This window comes from Pseudomonas sp. LAMO17WK12:I10, assembly GCF_900215185.1.
In the GTDB taxonomy this organism is placed as follows: domain Bacteria; phylum Pseudomonadota; class Gammaproteobacteria; order Pseudomonadales; family Pseudomonadaceae; genus Aquipseudomonas; species Aquipseudomonas chlororaphis.
The window spans coordinates 173,367-187,315 of the sequence record NZ_OBDX01000009.1 but is presented as its reverse complement, the minus strand read 5'-3'; the positions used below and the strand labels follow the sequence as shown (position 1 = coordinate 187,315).

The 13,949-nt window shown below is 64.5% G+C and carries 13 protein-coding genes; 9 read left to right on the top strand and 4 right to left on the bottom strand.

Annotated elements, in window-relative coordinates; translation table 11 throughout:
• Nucleotides 1-12 precede the first annotated feature (12 nt).
• Together CRO75_RS12955 and CRO75_RS12950 are read right to left on the bottom strand one after the other, a co-directional pair.
• Entirely contained in the window at nt 13-618 is a 606-nt protein-coding gene (locus CRO75_RS12955; RefSeq protein WP_097135773.1) for a glutathione S-transferase, read from the bottom strand.
• Between the two features lie 374 nt (nt 619-992).
• A complete protein-coding gene (locus tag CRO75_RS12950) occupies nt 993-1,460 on the bottom strand; it encodes an NUDIX hydrolase (RefSeq protein ID WP_097135771.1) in 468 nt (155 codons plus the stop codon).
• Between the two features lie 270 nt (nt 1,461-1,730).
• On the opposite strand from CRO75_RS12950, the gene CRO75_RS12945 reads away from it, so the two are divergent.
• Nucleotides 1,731-2,597: a patatin-like phospholipase family protein gene (locus tag CRO75_RS12945; RefSeq protein ID WP_097135769.1), complete on the top strand. Its 867-nt coding sequence runs from the start codon at nt 1,731-1,733 to the stop codon at nt 2,595-2,597.
• 3 nt (nt 2,598-2,600) lie between these two features.
• Here CRO75_RS12945 and CRO75_RS12940 read toward each other — a convergent pair whose 3' ends face one another.
• Together CRO75_RS12940 and CRO75_RS32540 are read right to left on the bottom strand one after the other, a co-directional pair.
• Nucleotides 2,601-3,521: a MurR/RpiR family transcriptional regulator gene (locus CRO75_RS12940; RefSeq protein WP_009043375.1), complete on the bottom strand. Its 921-nt coding sequence runs from the start codon at nt 3,519-3,521 to the stop codon at nt 2,601-2,603.
• A gap of 87 nt (nt 3,522-3,608) precedes the next feature.
• Nucleotides 3,609-3,845 (bottom strand): hypothetical protein, encoded by a 237-nt coding sequence (locus CRO75_RS32540; RefSeq protein WP_143503914.1) that lies wholly within the window; start codon nt 3,843-3,845, stop codon nt 3,609-3,611.
• Here CRO75_RS32540 and iolC point away from each other — a divergent pair.
• The 8 genes from iolC to CRO75_RS12900 all read left to right on the top strand — a co-directional run bounded on the left by iolC (nt 3,844) and on the right by CRO75_RS12900 (nt 13,833).
• Nucleotides 3,844-5,799 carry a 5-dehydro-2-deoxygluconokinase gene (iolC, locus tag CRO75_RS12935; RefSeq protein ID WP_097135766.1) on the top strand — a complete coding sequence of 652 codons (1,956 nt, stop codon included), beginning with the start codon at nt 3,844-3,846 and terminating at the stop codon, nt 5,797-5,799. The genes CRO75_RS32540 and iolC overlap by 2 nt on opposite strands.
• Nucleotides 5,800-6,024: 225 nt before the next feature.
• Nucleotides 6,025-6,918, top strand: coding sequence for a myo-inosose-2 dehydratase (gene iolE / locus CRO75_RS12930; RefSeq protein ID WP_097135764.1), 894 nt, complete (start codon nt 6,025-6,027; stop codon nt 6,916-6,918).
• Complete coding sequence (gene iolB / locus CRO75_RS12925) at nt 6,915-7,739, top strand: 5-deoxy-glucuronate isomerase (protein ID WP_092418353.1); 825 nt, start codon at nt 6,915-6,917, stop codon at nt 7,737-7,739. The genes iolE and iolB overlap by 4 nt, the downstream gene beginning before the upstream one ends.
• Nucleotides 7,740-7,783: 44 nt before the next feature.
• Nucleotides 7,784-9,283, top strand: coding sequence for a CoA-acylating methylmalonate-semialdehyde dehydrogenase (locus CRO75_RS12920; protein ID WP_097135762.1), 1,500 nt, complete (start codon nt 7,784-7,786; stop codon nt 9,281-9,283).
• Nucleotides 9,284-9,318: 35 nt separating this feature from the next.
• Nucleotides 9,319-10,140 (top strand): TIM barrel protein, encoded by an 822-nt coding sequence (locus CRO75_RS12915; protein ID WP_097135759.1) that lies wholly within the window; start codon nt 9,319-9,321, stop codon nt 10,138-10,140.
• Nucleotides 10,141-10,287: 147 nt separating this feature from the next.
• Nucleotides 10,288-12,222, top strand: a complete 1,935-nt coding sequence (iolD, locus tag CRO75_RS12910; RefSeq protein WP_097135757.1) for a 3D-(3,5/4)-trihydroxycyclohexane-1,2-dione acylhydrolase (decyclizing) — start codon at nt 10,288-10,290, stop codon at nt 12,220-12,222.
• A 34-nt stretch (nt 12,223-12,256) separates the two neighbouring features.
• A complete protein-coding gene (locus CRO75_RS12905; protein WP_097135755.1) occupies nt 12,257-13,267 on the top strand; it encodes a Gfo/Idh/MocA family oxidoreductase in 1,011 nt (336 codons plus the stop codon).
• Between the two features lie 182 nt (nt 13,268-13,449).
• Entirely contained in the window at nt 13,450-13,833 is a 384-nt protein-coding gene (locus CRO75_RS12900; protein ID WP_097135753.1) for a sugar phosphate isomerase/epimerase, read from the top strand.
• The last annotated feature ends 116 nt before the right edge of the window (nt 13,834-13,949 follow it).

Sequence of the window (13,949 nt, the reverse complement as noted above, 5' to 3'; positions counted from 1 at the left end):
CGCCTGGTGGCCTCAAACTATCGGCGTACTGACAAACAACGCCAACCCTTCGGCATACTCCGCAAACGCTTTGACCCTTGGAAACCGCGCGGCATCCAGATGCTCGGCCACCAGCAGTTGGGTAAAGCTCCAGGCCACGGCCAGGCTGATACCGGCCTGATCGATATCGCCATCGGTGGCCAGCGGGCGTTTCTCCAGTTCTTTTTCCAGCTCGCCATAGGCCGCCGCCAGCTGCCCGCGAACCCGCTCCAGCCACGGTTCGTGCCGCTTCTCGGCGGGGCGCAGCTGGTACTCGTAGTAGATCTGCACCGACTTCTCGCACGCCGCCAGCGCCAGGCCGATCAGCCGCAGGTCATGGGCCCGCGCCTGGGGCGCCGCCGGCAACAGGCTACGGCCGGCCAGGGCTTCCAGGTAGTCGATGATCAGGCTCGAATCCATCAGCACCGTGCCGTCGTCGCAGATCAGGGTCGGCGCCTTGACCACCGGGTTGATGCGCTGGAACTGCTCGAAGGTGCGAAACACCGACAACGCCTCATGCTCGAACGGGATATCCAGGCACTTGAGGGTAATGGCGACACGGCGAACATAGGGTGAATCGAGCATACCGATGAGTTTCATTGAGCATTTCCTTGTGCGGAACAACGAGACAGGGGGAGGGCAGCGGCTAATTTAGCGACAAATGTCCGGGGTTGGCTATCGGGGGCCTGGTTATTGCTGTCAATCCTATCGATGACCTGTGTTCCAGGTGTCATGAGGCGAGGGTGAACGTTCTCTGGCAGCCTGGCGCAGGGGCTGAAACAGGCGAGCGGTTATATGAGTGCGAAGTTGTAAAAGGCCCGCCAGGCACTGCTACCTGTGTATCGGCGATAACGATTGGAAACCCGCAGCCGGGTGTTGCACTGCGGGTTTAAGCGTGCGAAGCGATATCGGCTGAGTTCTACCGTTGCGGTACGACAGGCTCGATAAAACGCCGTGCGTCTCACTGCGCGTGTTTATTTCTCACTCCAGGCGATTGCCTTATTGAACGCCTCATAGGTTTCCGACTCGGTAAACTCCACGGTCGGAACGATCTTGAGGGATTTGAGCAGGTCCTCGACATCGTCCTGCTGCCCGACTTGAACGAAGAACTGCTGGATACTGCTCATCTCGCTGTTGGTCAGGCTGCCGAGGAAGTTCTTTCCCTGGTAGTTCTCGGCTATATAAAAGCTGTAGTTATTGTTGCCGACCCGGGACTTGTATATCGACGTCAAGCCGCCGGCGCCCAAGGTGATTTTACCGTCGCTTTCCTCTTTCATCTCCCGGGCGATAGTGTCGTGATCCGTTTCTCCCGCATTCTTGGTGCCGCCGAAAAACTGCGGCATGCCGCCATACACGAGATTGTTTCGTTTAATGGGGAAGTAAAGGTAACCATTATCCTGGTCTTCGGAATGGAGAAGAATTGCGTATGCTTTGTCGGTCATGATGCGCTCCTTGCGTGAGTTTGAACCTCAAACTTCCCTGGTACTGCGAGGGACTTGTCCTGATGCCCATGACCAGCACTTGATTGAACGGCGCAAGCACAATTGTGCTGTGGAGCATCCGTTACCCAGCGTAGGTGAGCGACGTACCCGCTGCCGGTCTTTCGGATGAAAAGCATGTCATGGCGAGGGAGCCGCCAGACGGCTTCGTAGCCGGGTGCGACAGCGCTATTGTTTAGAAAACAATGGCCGAACATCGGCAGGAGAAGCGCTATGCATCCCACCCGAACTGCCCTTGTCCTTGCCGGTGGCGGTAGCCTCGGGGCTGTCCAGGTGGGGATGCTGCGGGCGCTGCTGGAAAAGCATGTGGTGTTCGACCTGGTGGTCGGCGCGTCGGTCGGCGCCCTCAATGGCGCCTACTTTGCCGCCAGGCCCAATGCCCGTGGCGTCGCCGAACTGGCCGATTTCTGGCGTGGCTTGCGCAAGGCCGATGTGTTTCCGTTTTCCTTGATTGACGCGCTGTCGTCCGTGCTCAAGCGTCGCGGCTGCCTGTTGCCCTCGTCGGCGCTGGCGAGCCTGGTGCGCCGGGTGCTGCCGGTGACCCGCATCGAAGACACCGAACTGCCCCTGTATATCGTCACCACCAACCTGCTCACCGAGGCCGAGGAGCTGTTATCCAGCGGCAGCGTCGAGCAGGCCCTGCTGGCCAGTGCCGCGATTCCGCTGGTGTTTCCCTGGGTGCAGATCGGCGACAAGCTGCTGGTCGACGGCGGCGTCGCCAGTAACACCCCGATCGCCGCGGCGGTGTCGCTGGGCGCGACCCGGGTCATCGTGGTGCCGACGGGATTCGGCTGCGCCTGCCCGCGACCGCCGAGCGGCTTGATCGCCCTGGCCTTGCACACCCTGAACCTGATGAGCATGCGCCAGCTGGTGCGGGACATTGAGCTCCATTCGCCACAGGCGGCGATCCATGTGGTCGCGCCCTTGTGTCCGCTGGGTATTTCGGTGTTCGACTTCAGCCAGACCGAGCAACTGCTGCAACGGGCCCACCAGCAGACCCTGGCCTGGGTCGAGGAGGGCGGCTTGATCCGTACCGGCGTGCCGGGGGCGTTGCGGGCGCATACACACGCGGCGGGGTGAGGGTCAGTCCTCGAACCCCGCCTGTTCGTGAATCTCGTCGACCTTCAGTTCCAGGCGGTAGGCCACGGCGATGAACAGCGCCTGGCACAGGCACAAGGTCGCGCTCAGGGAGCGGAAGGCGAAGGAGCTGCCTTCGTTGACCAGCAGCACGGTATTGGCGCGCTTGGCCAGGGGCGACAGGTTGCTGTCGGTGATGATCAGGGTCTTGGCCTGATTGTGCTGGGCGATGCGCAGGCAGTGCTGGGTTTCCTTGGCATACGGGGTGAAGCTGATGGCGATCACCAGATCGTTGGGGCGGATGCTGCGCATCTGCTCGCGGTAGCTGCCGCCCAGGCCCGACACCAGGTGAATGCGCTTGTTGGTGTGCTGCAGGTTGTACACCAGGTAGTCGGCCACGGCGAAGGAGCGGCGCACCCCGACCACGTAGATGTTGTCGGCGTTGACCACCAGGTCCACGGCCTTGTCGAAGGCCGCGTCGTCCAGTTCCAGGCCCAGGCGCTCGATGCCCGACAGGGTGGCGTTGATGCACTCGCGCGCCAGATCGCCGCCGCTGGCCTTCTGCGACTTGTTGGCGATCATGCTGCGGATGCGCTGCTGGTAGTTCTGTACGGGGGTGGTCTTGTGGGTATAAGCCTCGCGAAACAGCGCCTGCATTTCGCTGAAGCCGCTGAAGCCGAAGCGCTGGGAGAAGCGCACGATGGCCGAGGGGTGCACCTCGCATTCGCCGGCGATGTCGCTGATGCGGTCGACCATGATCCGGTCGCTCTGCTGGCTCATGTAGCTGGCGATGCGTTTGAGCTGGCGCGGCAGGCTTTCGTATTCCTGGGTGATCAGCTGCAGCAGGCGCTCGGCATTGATCGGGGGGCTGGCGAGGTCGCTGTCTTGCGGGCTCTCGGTCGTGGCCGGCTGATCGGTGCGGGACATAGGCAATCCTTCTGTGCTTACTGGCTTGTACTTAATGGGAGCGGGCGGGTTGATCCACTCCCTGACAATAGGTGGGCTGTGCGCAGTCTACAGGGTCGGCGCGGGGAAAATCTTGAGCCGCACGGCCACGGGACGCTTGCTGAAACGATGCAGGCTGCCTGGAGCGGCCTTGAGAAAGTTTATTGGAAAAAATATTCCACGTAAAAATTTTATAGAAAAAATATTGATTGGCGCCGGTGAACGTTTTAGTCTGCATCCACCAAGAGCGTTCGGCGCCTTCCTCGGTGCCACGCGCAGGCTGATAAAAATAACAGGAGCCAGCATGGGCCAGACTCGTTTTGCCAGTGGGCGTCAATTGGATCTGATTTGCCTCGGACGCCTGGGCGTCGACCTTTACGCGCAGCAGGTCGGGGCCCGGCTGGAAGATGTCGTAAGCTTCGCCAAATACCTCGGCGGCTCCTCCGCCAACATCGCCTTCGGCACCGCGCGCCTGGGCTTGCGCTCGGCGATGCTGAGCCGGGTCGGCGACGATCACATGGGGCGTTTCCTGGTGGAGTCCCTGGCCCGCGAAGGCTGTGACGTCAGCGCGATCAAGGTCGACCCGCAGCGCCTGACCGCCCTGGTCCTGCTCGGGCTCAAGGACCGCGAGACCTTCCCCCTGGTGTTCTACCGCGAGAACTGCGCCGACATGGCCCTGCGCGCCGAGGACATCAATGAAGCCTTTATCGCCTCCAGCAAAGCCTTGCTGATCACCGGCACCCATTTCTCCACCGACGGCGTGTACCAGGCCAGCCTGCAGGCCCTGGAGTACGCCGAGCGGCACGACGTCAAGCGCGTGCTCGACATCGACTACCGCCCGGTGCTCTGGGGCCTGGCGGGCAAGGCCGATGGCGAGACCCGGTTTGTCGCCGACCAGAACGTCAGCGCTCATGTGCAGAAGATCCTGCCGCGCTTCGACCTGATCGTCGGCACCGAAGAAGAGTTCCTTATCGCCGGCGGCAGCGACGATCTACTCAGCGCCTTGCGCACCGTGCGTTCGCTGACCGCCGCGACCCTGGTGGTCAAGCTCGGTCCCCAGGGCTGCACAGTGATCCACGGGGCGATCCCGGCGCGCCTGGAAGACGGCGCGATCTACCCTGGGGTGCGGGTCGAAGTGCTCAATGTGCTGGGGGCGGGCGATGCCTTTATGTCCGGCTTCCTCAGTGGCTGGCTGGAGGACGCCAGCGACGAGCGCTGCTGCCAGCTGGCCAATGCCTGCGGCGGCCTGGTGGTGTCGCGCCATGCCTGCGCGCCGGCGATGCCGACCCGCGCCGAGCTGGATTACCTGTTCAACAGCCCGGTGCCCATCACCCGGCCGGACCAGGACAGCACCCTGCAGCGCCTGCATCAGGTCAGCGTGCCGCGCAAGGCCTGGAAGCAGCTGTTCATTTTCGCTTTCGACCATCGCGGGCAGTTGGTGGAACTGGCGCAGAAGGGCGGGCGCGAGCTCAGGGCCATCGGCCAGCTCAAGCAGCTGTTTATCCAGGCCGTGGAGCGGGTCGAGGCCGACTTGCGCGTGCAGGGCATCGAAGCCGATGTCGGCCTGCTGGCCGACCAGCGTTTCGGCCAGGATTCGCTGAATGCCGCCACCGGCCGTGGCTGGTGGGTGGCACGGCCGGTGGAAGTCCAGGGCTCGCGGCCGCTGGCCTTCGAACACGGGCGTTCGATCGGCAGCAACCTGATCGCCTGGCCCCAGGAGCAGATCATCAAGTGCCTGGTGCAATACCACCCGGACGACGAGCCGCTGCTGCGCCTGGAGCAGGAAGCGCAGATCAAGGGCCTGTACCAGGCGTCCCAGGTCAGCGGCCATGAGCTGCTGCTGGAAATCATTCCGCCCAAGGACCATCCCTCGACTCACCCGGACGTGCTCTACCGCGCCCTCAAGCGCCTGTACAACCTGGGCATCTTCCCGGCCTGGTGGAAGATCGAGGCGCAGAGCGCCGAGCAGTGGAAGCGGCTCGACGAGCTGATTGAGGAGCGCGACCCCTATTGCCGTGGCGTGGTGCTGCTGGGCCTCAACGCCCCGGCGGCGACCCTGGCCGAAGGTTTCCGCCAGGCCGGCAACAGCCGCACCTGCCGCGGCTTCGCCGTGGGCCGCACGATCTTCCACGAACCGAGCCGGGCCTGGCTGGCCAGCGAGATCGACGACGAAACCCTGATCCGCCGGGTGCAGGCGACCTTCGTCGAGCTGATCGACGCCTGGCGCACGGCCCGGCCCCAAACGCAAACCCGAACGTAAACCTGGCACAAACCCCTGTAGCCGCTGCCGAGCGTAGCGAGGCTGCGATCGAGCGCGTAGCGCTCGCAAAACCTGACAACGCGTAGTGTCAGGTACAACGCTTGCGGTGGCTGCGCCACCGATCGCAGCCTCGCTACGCTCGGCAGCGGCTACAGCGGCTACAGCAGTAGGTACGAGGCCGGGAATTTTTCAGAACTGCTTTAGAAAACAATAAAAGGTGCAGCCATGCCCGCAATCCGAATTGGCATCAACCCGATTTCCTGGAGCAACGACGACCTGCCGTCCCTCGGCGGCGAAACGCCTTTGAGCGCCGCGCTGAGCGAGGGCAAGGAAATCGGCTACGAAGGTTTCGAGCTCAACGGCAAGTTCCCCAAGGATGCCAAGGGCGTCGGCGATGTGCTGCGGCCTTATGACCTGGCGCTGGTCTCGGGCTGGTATTCCAGCCGCCTGGCCCGGCGCTCGGTGGCCGAGGAGATCGACGCCATCGCCAGCCATGTGCAGGTGCTGGTGCAGAACGGCGCCAGCGTGCTGGTCTACGGCGAGGTCGCCGACTCGATCCAGGGCCAGCGCATTGCCCTGGTGGAGCGCCCGCGTTTTCACAGCCAGCAGGCCTGGCAGGAATACGCCGACAAGCTCACTGAGCTTGCGCGTTTCACCCTGTCCCAGGGCGTGCGCCTGGCGTACCACCACCATATGGGCGCCTACGTCGAATCGCCGGCGGACATCGACCAGCTGATGAGCCTGACCGGCAGCGAAGTCGGCCTGCTGTTCGATTCGGGCCACTGCTACATGGGCGGCGGCGAACCGCTGCAAGTGCTGCGCAAGCACATCGGGCGTATCTGCCACGTGCACTTCAAGGATGTACGCAAGCCGGTGGTGCAGCTGGCGCGCAACCACCTGTGGAGTTTCCCCGACTGCATCATCAACGGCACCTTCACCGTGCCGGGGGATGGCGACATCGATTTCGCCGCGCTGCTGGACGAGCTGCTGGCCGCCGATTACCAGGGCTGGCTGGTGGTGGAGGCCGAGCAGGACCCGGCGGTGGCACCGAGTTATGTCTACGCGAAGAAGGGTTATGACACCTTGCGCGCGCTGCTTAACGAGAGGACGGGACAATGAGCCTGCTGGTAAAAAGCGCGGCCAAGGGCCGGACCATGGTCCAGTTGGCCGAGGGCCGATTGCAGTACGTTGGGTTCGCCGCCTACCGCCTGAGCCTCGGCGAAAGCCTGCCGGTCAATGCCGGCGACCGGGAGTTGTGTCTGGTGCTGCTCAGCGGGCGCATCGGCATCCAGGGCGAGGCACCGGGGCAGGGCGCGTTCGGCTGGGACAACCTCGGCGACCGGCAATCGGTGTTCGAGGACAAGTCGCCCTTCGCCGTCTACCTGCCGCCCGGCAGCCAGGCCCAGGTCACCGCCCTGAGCGATGTGCAGATCGCCGTCTGCGCCGCGCCCGGCGCTACTGCAAAAAGCTCCGCCACCAACGGCCTCGGCCCCCGGCTGATCCTTCCCGAGAGCATGAAGCGCAGCGTGCGCGGCAAGGGCGCCAACACCCGCTATGTGTGCGACATCCTGCCGGACAGCGAGCCGGCCCATTCGCTGCTGGTGGTGGAGGTGCGCACGCCGTCCGGGCATTCCTCCAGCTACCCGCCGCACAAGCACGACACCGACGACCTGCCGCACCAGAGCTTTCTCGAAGAGACCTATTACCACCAGGTCAACCCGCCCCAGGGTTTTGTGTTCCAGCGGGTCTACACCGACGACCGCAGCCTCGACGAGGCCATGGCCGTGGAGCACGGCGACCTGGTGGTGGTGCCCAAGGGTTACCACCCGGTCAGCGTGCCCTATGGCTACGAGTCCTATTACCTGAACGTCATGGCCGGGCCCAAGCGGGTCTGGCAGTTCCATAACGACCCGCGGCACAGCTGGCTGCTGGATCTGTGATTTCCAGCCTCTGAATTCCAACATTCGAACGGAGAACAAGAACAATGAGTGACGCCCCGGTAATCGGCCATTACATCGACGGTCAGGTGCAGGACAGCGGCGAGCGCTTCGCCAACGTGTTCAACCCGGCCACCGGCCGCGTGCAGGCCCGGGTCGCCCTGGCCAGCCAGAAGACCGTGGACGAGGCCGTCGCTTCGGCGATGAAGGCCTTCCCGGCCTGGGCCGAGCAGTCGGCGCTGCGCCGTTCGCGGGTGATGTTCAAGTTCAAGGAACTGCTGGACCAACACCACAACGAGCTGGCCGAGATCATCACCCGCGAGCACGGCAAGGTGCTGTCCGACGCCCATGGCGAAGTGACCCGCGGCATCGAGATCGTCGAGTTCGCCTGTGGCGCGCCGAGCCTGCTGAAAACCGACTTCAGCGACAACATCGGCGGCGGCATCGACAACTGGAACCTGCGCCAGCCCCTGGGCGTGTGCGCCGGGGTCACCCCGTTCAACTTCCCGGTGATGGTGCCGCTGTGGATGATCCCGCTGGCCCTGGTCAGCGGTAACTGCTTCATCCTCAAGCCGTCCGAGCGTGACCCGTCCGCCAGCCTGCTGATGGCGCGCCTGCTGACGCAAGCCGGGCTGCCCGATGGCGTGTTCAACGTGGTCCAGGGCGACAAGGCGGCGGTGGACGGGCTGTTGCAGCACCCGGACATCGAAGCGATTTCCTTTGTCGGCTCGACGCCGATCGCCGAGTACATCCACCGCCAGGCCACGTCCCGCGGCAAGCGCGTGCAGGCCCTGGGCGGGGCGAAGAACCATATGATCGTGATGCCCGACGCCGATCTGGACCAGGCCGCCGACGCGCTGATCGGCGCGGCCTACGGCTCGGCCGGCGAGCGCTGCATGGCGATCTCCATCGCCGTGGCGGTGGGCGAGGTGGGCGACCGGCTGATCGAGAAACTGCGGCCGCGCATCGACCAGCTGAAGATCGGCAACGGCATGCAAGGCGACAGTGACATGGGGCCGCTGGTGACCGCCGAGCACAAGGCCAAGGTCGAAGGTTTTATCGACCAGGGCGTGGCCCAGGGCGCGCAACTGCTGGTGGACGGCCGGGGCTTCAAGGTGCCGGGGGCGGAGCAGGGCTTTTTTGTCGGCGCCACCCTGTTCGATGGCGTGACCACCGAGATGAGTATCTACCAGGAAGAAATCTTCGGCCCGGTGCTGGGCATCGTCCGGGTACCGGATTTCGCCAGCGCGGTGGCGCTGATCAACGCCCATGAATTCGGCAACGGCGTGTCTTGCTTCACCCGCGACGGCGGCGTGGCCCGGGCCTTCGCCGGCGGCATCAAGGTTGGCATGGTCGGCATCAACGTGCCGATCCCGGTGCCCATGGCCTGGCATTCCTTCGGTGGCTGGAAGCGTTCGCTGTTCGGCGACCACCACGCCTATGGCGAGGAAGGCCTGCGCTTCTACAGCCGCTACAAGAGTGTGATGCAGCGCTGGCCGGACAGCATCGCCAAGGGGCCCGAGTTCAGCATGCCGACCGCCAAGTAAAGCCCTTCAACCCGTTGCCCTGGAGAACAAGAATAATGAGCCAGCCCCTGCGTTTCGCCCTGAATCGTATGGTTGCCCCGCGTTTGAGCCTGCCGGCGTTCATCGAGCTGGCGGTGACCCTGAAAGCCGATGCCATCGAGATCCGCAATGACCTTGCGGGCGTGGAAATCGAAGACGGCACACCGCCGCAACAGGTGCGCCAGCTGTGCGCGACCCACGGCATCCAGGTGCTGTCGATCAATGCGCTGTACCCCTTCGATGTCTGGAACGCCGAGCGTCGCGCCCAGGCCCTGAAGCTTGCCGCCTACGCCCGCGATTGCGGCGCCCGCGGCCTGGTGATGTGCCCGCTGAACGACCGCGCCGATGCGCGCAGCGACGCCGAGCGCGGCGCTGGTTTGCGCACCGCCTTGACTGAGCTGGCGCCGATCCTGCGCGAGCACGGGATTCTCGGTTTTATCGAGCCCCTGGGCTTCGAGGAGTGTTCCCTGCGGCGCAAGCGCACCGCGGTGGAGGCGATCCGCGCCAGCGGCGGGCTGGATGTGTTCCGTCTGGTGCACGACACCTTTCACCATCACCTGGCCGGCGAGCAGGAGTTCTTCCCCGAGCTGACCGGGCTGGTGCATATCTCCGGGGTCGAGGACCGCGAGGCGCCCCTGGCGAGCATCCGCGACGGCCACCGGGTGCTGGTGGGCGAGGGCGACATCCTCGGCAACGCGGCGCAGATCGAGGCCCTGCTCGAGCGCGGCTACAGCGGCCACCTGTCGTTCGAGCCGTTCGCCGACAGCGTACATGGGCTGGCGGATATCGAGCGGGCGATCGGCGCCAGCATCGCCCACCTCAAGCACGCCCTGGCATAACACCGTTCCCTGTAGCCGCTGCCGCAGGCTGCGATCGACCGCGTAGCGGGCGCGCTCTTCAAGATCGCCGAAGGTCCTGCGGACCTTATCGCAGCCTGCGGCAGCGGCTACAGAGCAGCAACCTTCACCCTATTCAAAGGTGCAGATATGACTACGACACGACTGACCATGGCCCAGGCCCTGGTGAAATTCCTCGACAACCAGTACGTCGAGATCGATGGGGTGCAGAGCAAGTTCGTCGCCGGGATCTTCACCATTTTCGGCCACGGCAACGTACTCGGCCTGGGCCAGGCCCTGGAGCAGGACAGCGGCGAGCTGCTGGTGCATCAGGGCCGCAACGAGCAGGGCATGGCCCACGCCGCCATCGGTTTCGCCAAGCAACACCTGCGGCGCAAGATCTACGCCTGCACCTCGTCGGTGGGCCCGGGGGCGGCGAACATGCTGACCGCCGCGGCGACCGCCACCGCCAACCGCATCCCCTTGTTGCTGCTGCCCGGCGATGTCTACGCCAGCCGTCAGCCCGACCCGGTGCTGCAACAGATCGAGCAGTTCCACGACCTGAGCATCAGCACCAACGATGCCTTCAAGGCGGTGAGCAAATACTGGGACCGCATCAACCGCCCCGAGCAGTTGATGACCGCGGCGATCCACGCCATGCGCGTGCTCACCGACCCGGCGGAAACCGGCGCGGTGACCCTGGCCTTGCCCCAGGACGTGCAGGCCGAGGCCTACGATTACCCGGATTACTTCCTGCAAAAACGCGTGCACCGCATCGAGCGCCGGCCGGCCACCGCGGCCATGCTCGAGGATGCCGTGGCGGCCTTTGCCGGCAAGCGCAAGCCGCTGATCGTCTGTGGCGGCGGGATCAAGTACTCCGGGGCCAACGAGGCGCTGCTGGCCTTCGCCGAAGGCTTCGGCATTCCCTTCGCCGAAACCCAGGCCGGCAAGAGCGCGGTGGTCTCCAGCCACCCGCTGAATGTCGGCGGCATCGGCGAGACCGGTTGCCTGGCGGCTAACCTGCTGGCGAAAGAGGCGGACCTGATCATCGGCATCGGTACCCGCTACAGCGATTTCACCACCGCCTCGAAGTCGCTGTTCCGCGCCGATGCGCAGTTTCTCAACCTCAATATCAGCCCCTGCGATGCGCTGAAGCTCGATGGCGTGCAGCTGCTGGCGGATGCCCGGGAAGGCCTTGGCGAACTGACCAAGGCCCTGGCGCGCAGCGATTACCAGGCCGCCTGGGGCGAACAGATCGGCCAGGCGCGGGCGCAGCTGGACGCGGAGGTGGACCGGGTCTATCAGGTCGAATACCACGCCGACGGTTTTGTTCCGGAGATTAACGACCATATGGACCCGGCGGTGCTGCGCGAATTCATCGAGCTGACCGGTTCCTGCCTGACCCAGAGCCGGGTGCTGGGGGTACTAAACCAGACCCTGGCCGACGACGCGGTAATAGTCGCCGCCGCCGGCAGCCTGCCCGGCGACCTGCAACGCAGCTGGCGCAGCAAAGGGGTCAACACCTATCACGTCGAGTACGGCTATTCCTGCATGGGCTACGAGGTCAACGCGGCCTTGGGGGTCAAGCTCGCCGAGCCCCAGCGCGAGGTCTATGCCCTGGTGGGCGACGGCTCCTACCTGATGCTGCATTCGGAGCTGGCCACCTCGATCCAGGAGCGACGCAAGATCAACGTGGTGCTGCTGGACAACATGACCTTCGGCTGCATCAACAACCTGCAGATGGAACACGGCATGGACAGCTTCGGCACCGAGTTTCGTTTCCGCAATCCCGAAACCGGCAAGCTCGACGGCGGCTTCGTACCGGTGGACTTCGCCATGAGCGCGGCGGCCTATGGCTGCAAGACCTACAAGGTCAAGACCGTGGCAGAGCTGCAGGCGGCCTTGGCCGATGCGCGGACCCAGAGCGTGTCGACCCTGATCGATATCAAGGTCCTGCCCAAGACCATGATCCACAAGTACCTGTCCTGGTGGCGGGTCGGGGTGGCGCAGGTGTCCACCAGTGCCCGCACCGACGCGGTGGCCAGGCAACTCAACGAACGCCTGGCCAAGGCCCGGCAGTACTGATTGCTCTCAAACGAACAACAACAGGAGTAGCACCATGTCTTTGAAACTGGGTGTCATCGGGACCGGGGCCATCGGCCAGGACCATATCCGTCGTTGCAGCCAGACCCTGCTGGGCAGCCAGGTGGTGGCGGTCACCGACATCAATCTTGCGCAGGCGGCGAAGGTGGTGGCCGAGCTGAAGATCGCCGCCGAGGTTTATCCCGACGGCCATGCGTTGATCAAGGCGCCGGAAGTCGAGGCGGTGCTGGTTACCTCCTGGGGGCCGAGCCATGAAGAGTTCGTGCTGGCCGCCATCGCCGCCGGCAAGCCGGTGTTCTGCGAGAAGCCGCTGGCGGTGACCGCCGCCGGCTGCCGCAAGATCGTCGAGGCCGAGATGGCCCACGGCAAGCGCCTGGTCCAGGTCGGCTTCATGCGCCCCTACGATGCCGGCTACCGCGCCCTGAAGGCGGTGATCGACAGCGGCCGGATCGGCGAACCGCTGATGCTGCACTGCGCCCACCGCAACCCGCGGGTCGGCGAGAACTACAAGACCGACATGGCGATCACCGACACGCTGATCCATGAGCTGGACGTGCTGCGCTGGCTGCTGGCCGACGACTATGTGTCGGTGCAGGTGGTGTTCCCGCGCAAGTCGAGCAAGGCGTTGGCGCACCTGCGCGACCCGCAGGTGGTGCTGCTGGAAACCGCCAAGGGCACGCGCATCGACGTCGAGGTGTTCGTCAACTGCCAGTACGGCTACGACATCCAGTGTGAAGTAGTGGGCGAAACCGGCATCGCCAAGTTGCCGGAGCCGTCCCAGGTGCAGCTGCGCAGCGAGGCCAAGTTGTCCAACGCGATCCTGATGGACTGGAAGGACCGCTTTATCGCCGCCTATGACGTCGAGCTGCAGGCCTTTATCGACGGAGTGCGGGCCGGGCAGGTCGGTGGCCCTTCGGCCTGGGACGGCTATGCCGCGGCGGTGGCCGCCGATGCCTGCATCGAGGCGCAGAACAGCGGGCAGATCGTCAAGGTCGAGCAACCGCCGCGCCCGGCGTTCTACGGCTGATTCTGTAGGAACGGCCGGTCGACGCTCCTACAGGTTACACAGCAACCCTGTAGCCGCTGCCGAAGGCTGCGATAAGGCCGCAGGCCTTCAGCGATCTTGAGGTCCTACGCGCCCTTCGGTCGCGATCGCAGCCTGCGGCAGCGGCTACAGGTCACTACTTCAGATTCGGGGAGAACATAAAAATGCGTATCGCACTGGACCCCTACATGTACCGCCACCTGCCGCTGGGCCAGATGACCGACAAGGCCGCCGAACTGGGCTATGAGTACATCGAGCTGTCGCCGCGCGAGGATTTCCTGCCGTTCTACAAGGCGCCACGGGTCGACCGGGCGCGGATCAAGGCGTTTCGCAAGGCCCTCAGCGACAACCCGCCGGGCGTCACCGCCACCGTGCACCAGCAGCTGGACATCGGCCAGGGCGAGGTGGACTGGACGGCGTTCTTCGGTACCCTGCGCGAGATCCGGTTCGACGGCATCGCCACGGTCTCGGTGTTCGCCTGGGAAGACCGCCCGGACGAGTCCAACCGGATGATGCTGGAGCGGGTCAGCAGCGAACTGTGCCGCTGACACAAACGCAGCCGCCTGTAGCCGCTGGCGCAGCCTGCGATCGAGGACAAGGTCCTCGCAAAACCTGGCGGCACGGATCGAGCTGAAAGACCGCATGTGCCGTGATTGCGACCACT

Bases quoted from the DNA above. Each gene is read 5' to 3' on its own strand.
- CRO75_RS12915 (WP_097135759.1), top strand. From the start codon at position 9,319: ATGAGCCAGCCCCTGCGTTTCGCCCTGAATCGTATGGTTGCCCCGCGT.
- iolC (WP_097135766.1), top strand. From the start codon at position 3,844: ATGGGCCAGACTCGTTTTGCCAGTGGGCGTCAATTGGATCTGATTTGC.
- CRO75_RS12945 (WP_097135769.1), top strand. From the start codon at position 1,731: ATGCATCCCACCCGAACTGCCCTTGTCCTTGCCGGTGGCGGTAGCCTC.
- iolD (WP_097135757.1), top strand. From the start codon at position 10,288: ATGACTACGACACGACTGACCATGGCCCAGGCCCTGGTGAAATTCCTC.
- iolB (WP_092418353.1), top strand. From the start codon at position 6,915: ATGAGCCTGCTGGTAAAAAGCGCGGCCAAGGGCCGGACCATGGTCCAG.
- CRO75_RS12955 (WP_097135773.1), bottom strand. From the start codon at position 618: ATGAAACTCATCGGTATGCTCGATTCACCCTATGTTCGCCGTGTCGCC.
- CRO75_RS12900 (WP_097135753.1), top strand. From the start codon at position 13,450: ATGCGTATCGCACTGGACCCCTACATGTACCGCCACCTGCCGCTGGGC.
- iolE (WP_097135764.1), top strand. From the start codon at position 6,025: ATGCCCGCAATCCGAATTGGCATCAACCCGATTTCCTGGAGCAACGAC.
- CRO75_RS32540 (WP_143503914.1), bottom strand. From the start codon at position 3,845: ATGCTGGCTCCTGTTATTTTTATCAGCCTGCGCGTGGCACCGAGGAAG.
- CRO75_RS12940 (WP_009043375.1), bottom strand. From the start codon at position 3,521: ATGTCCCGCACCGATCAGCCGGCCACGACCGAGAGCCCGCAAGACAGC.
- CRO75_RS12920 (WP_097135762.1), top strand. From the start codon at position 7,784: ATGAGTGACGCCCCGGTAATCGGCCATTACATCGACGGTCAGGTGCAG.
- CRO75_RS12950 (WP_097135771.1), bottom strand. From the start codon at position 1,460: ATGACCGACAAAGCATACGCAATTCTTCTCCATTCCGAAGACCAGGAT.
- CRO75_RS12905 (WP_097135755.1), top strand. From the start codon at position 12,257: ATGTCTTTGAAACTGGGTGTCATCGGGACCGGGGCCATCGGCCAGGAC.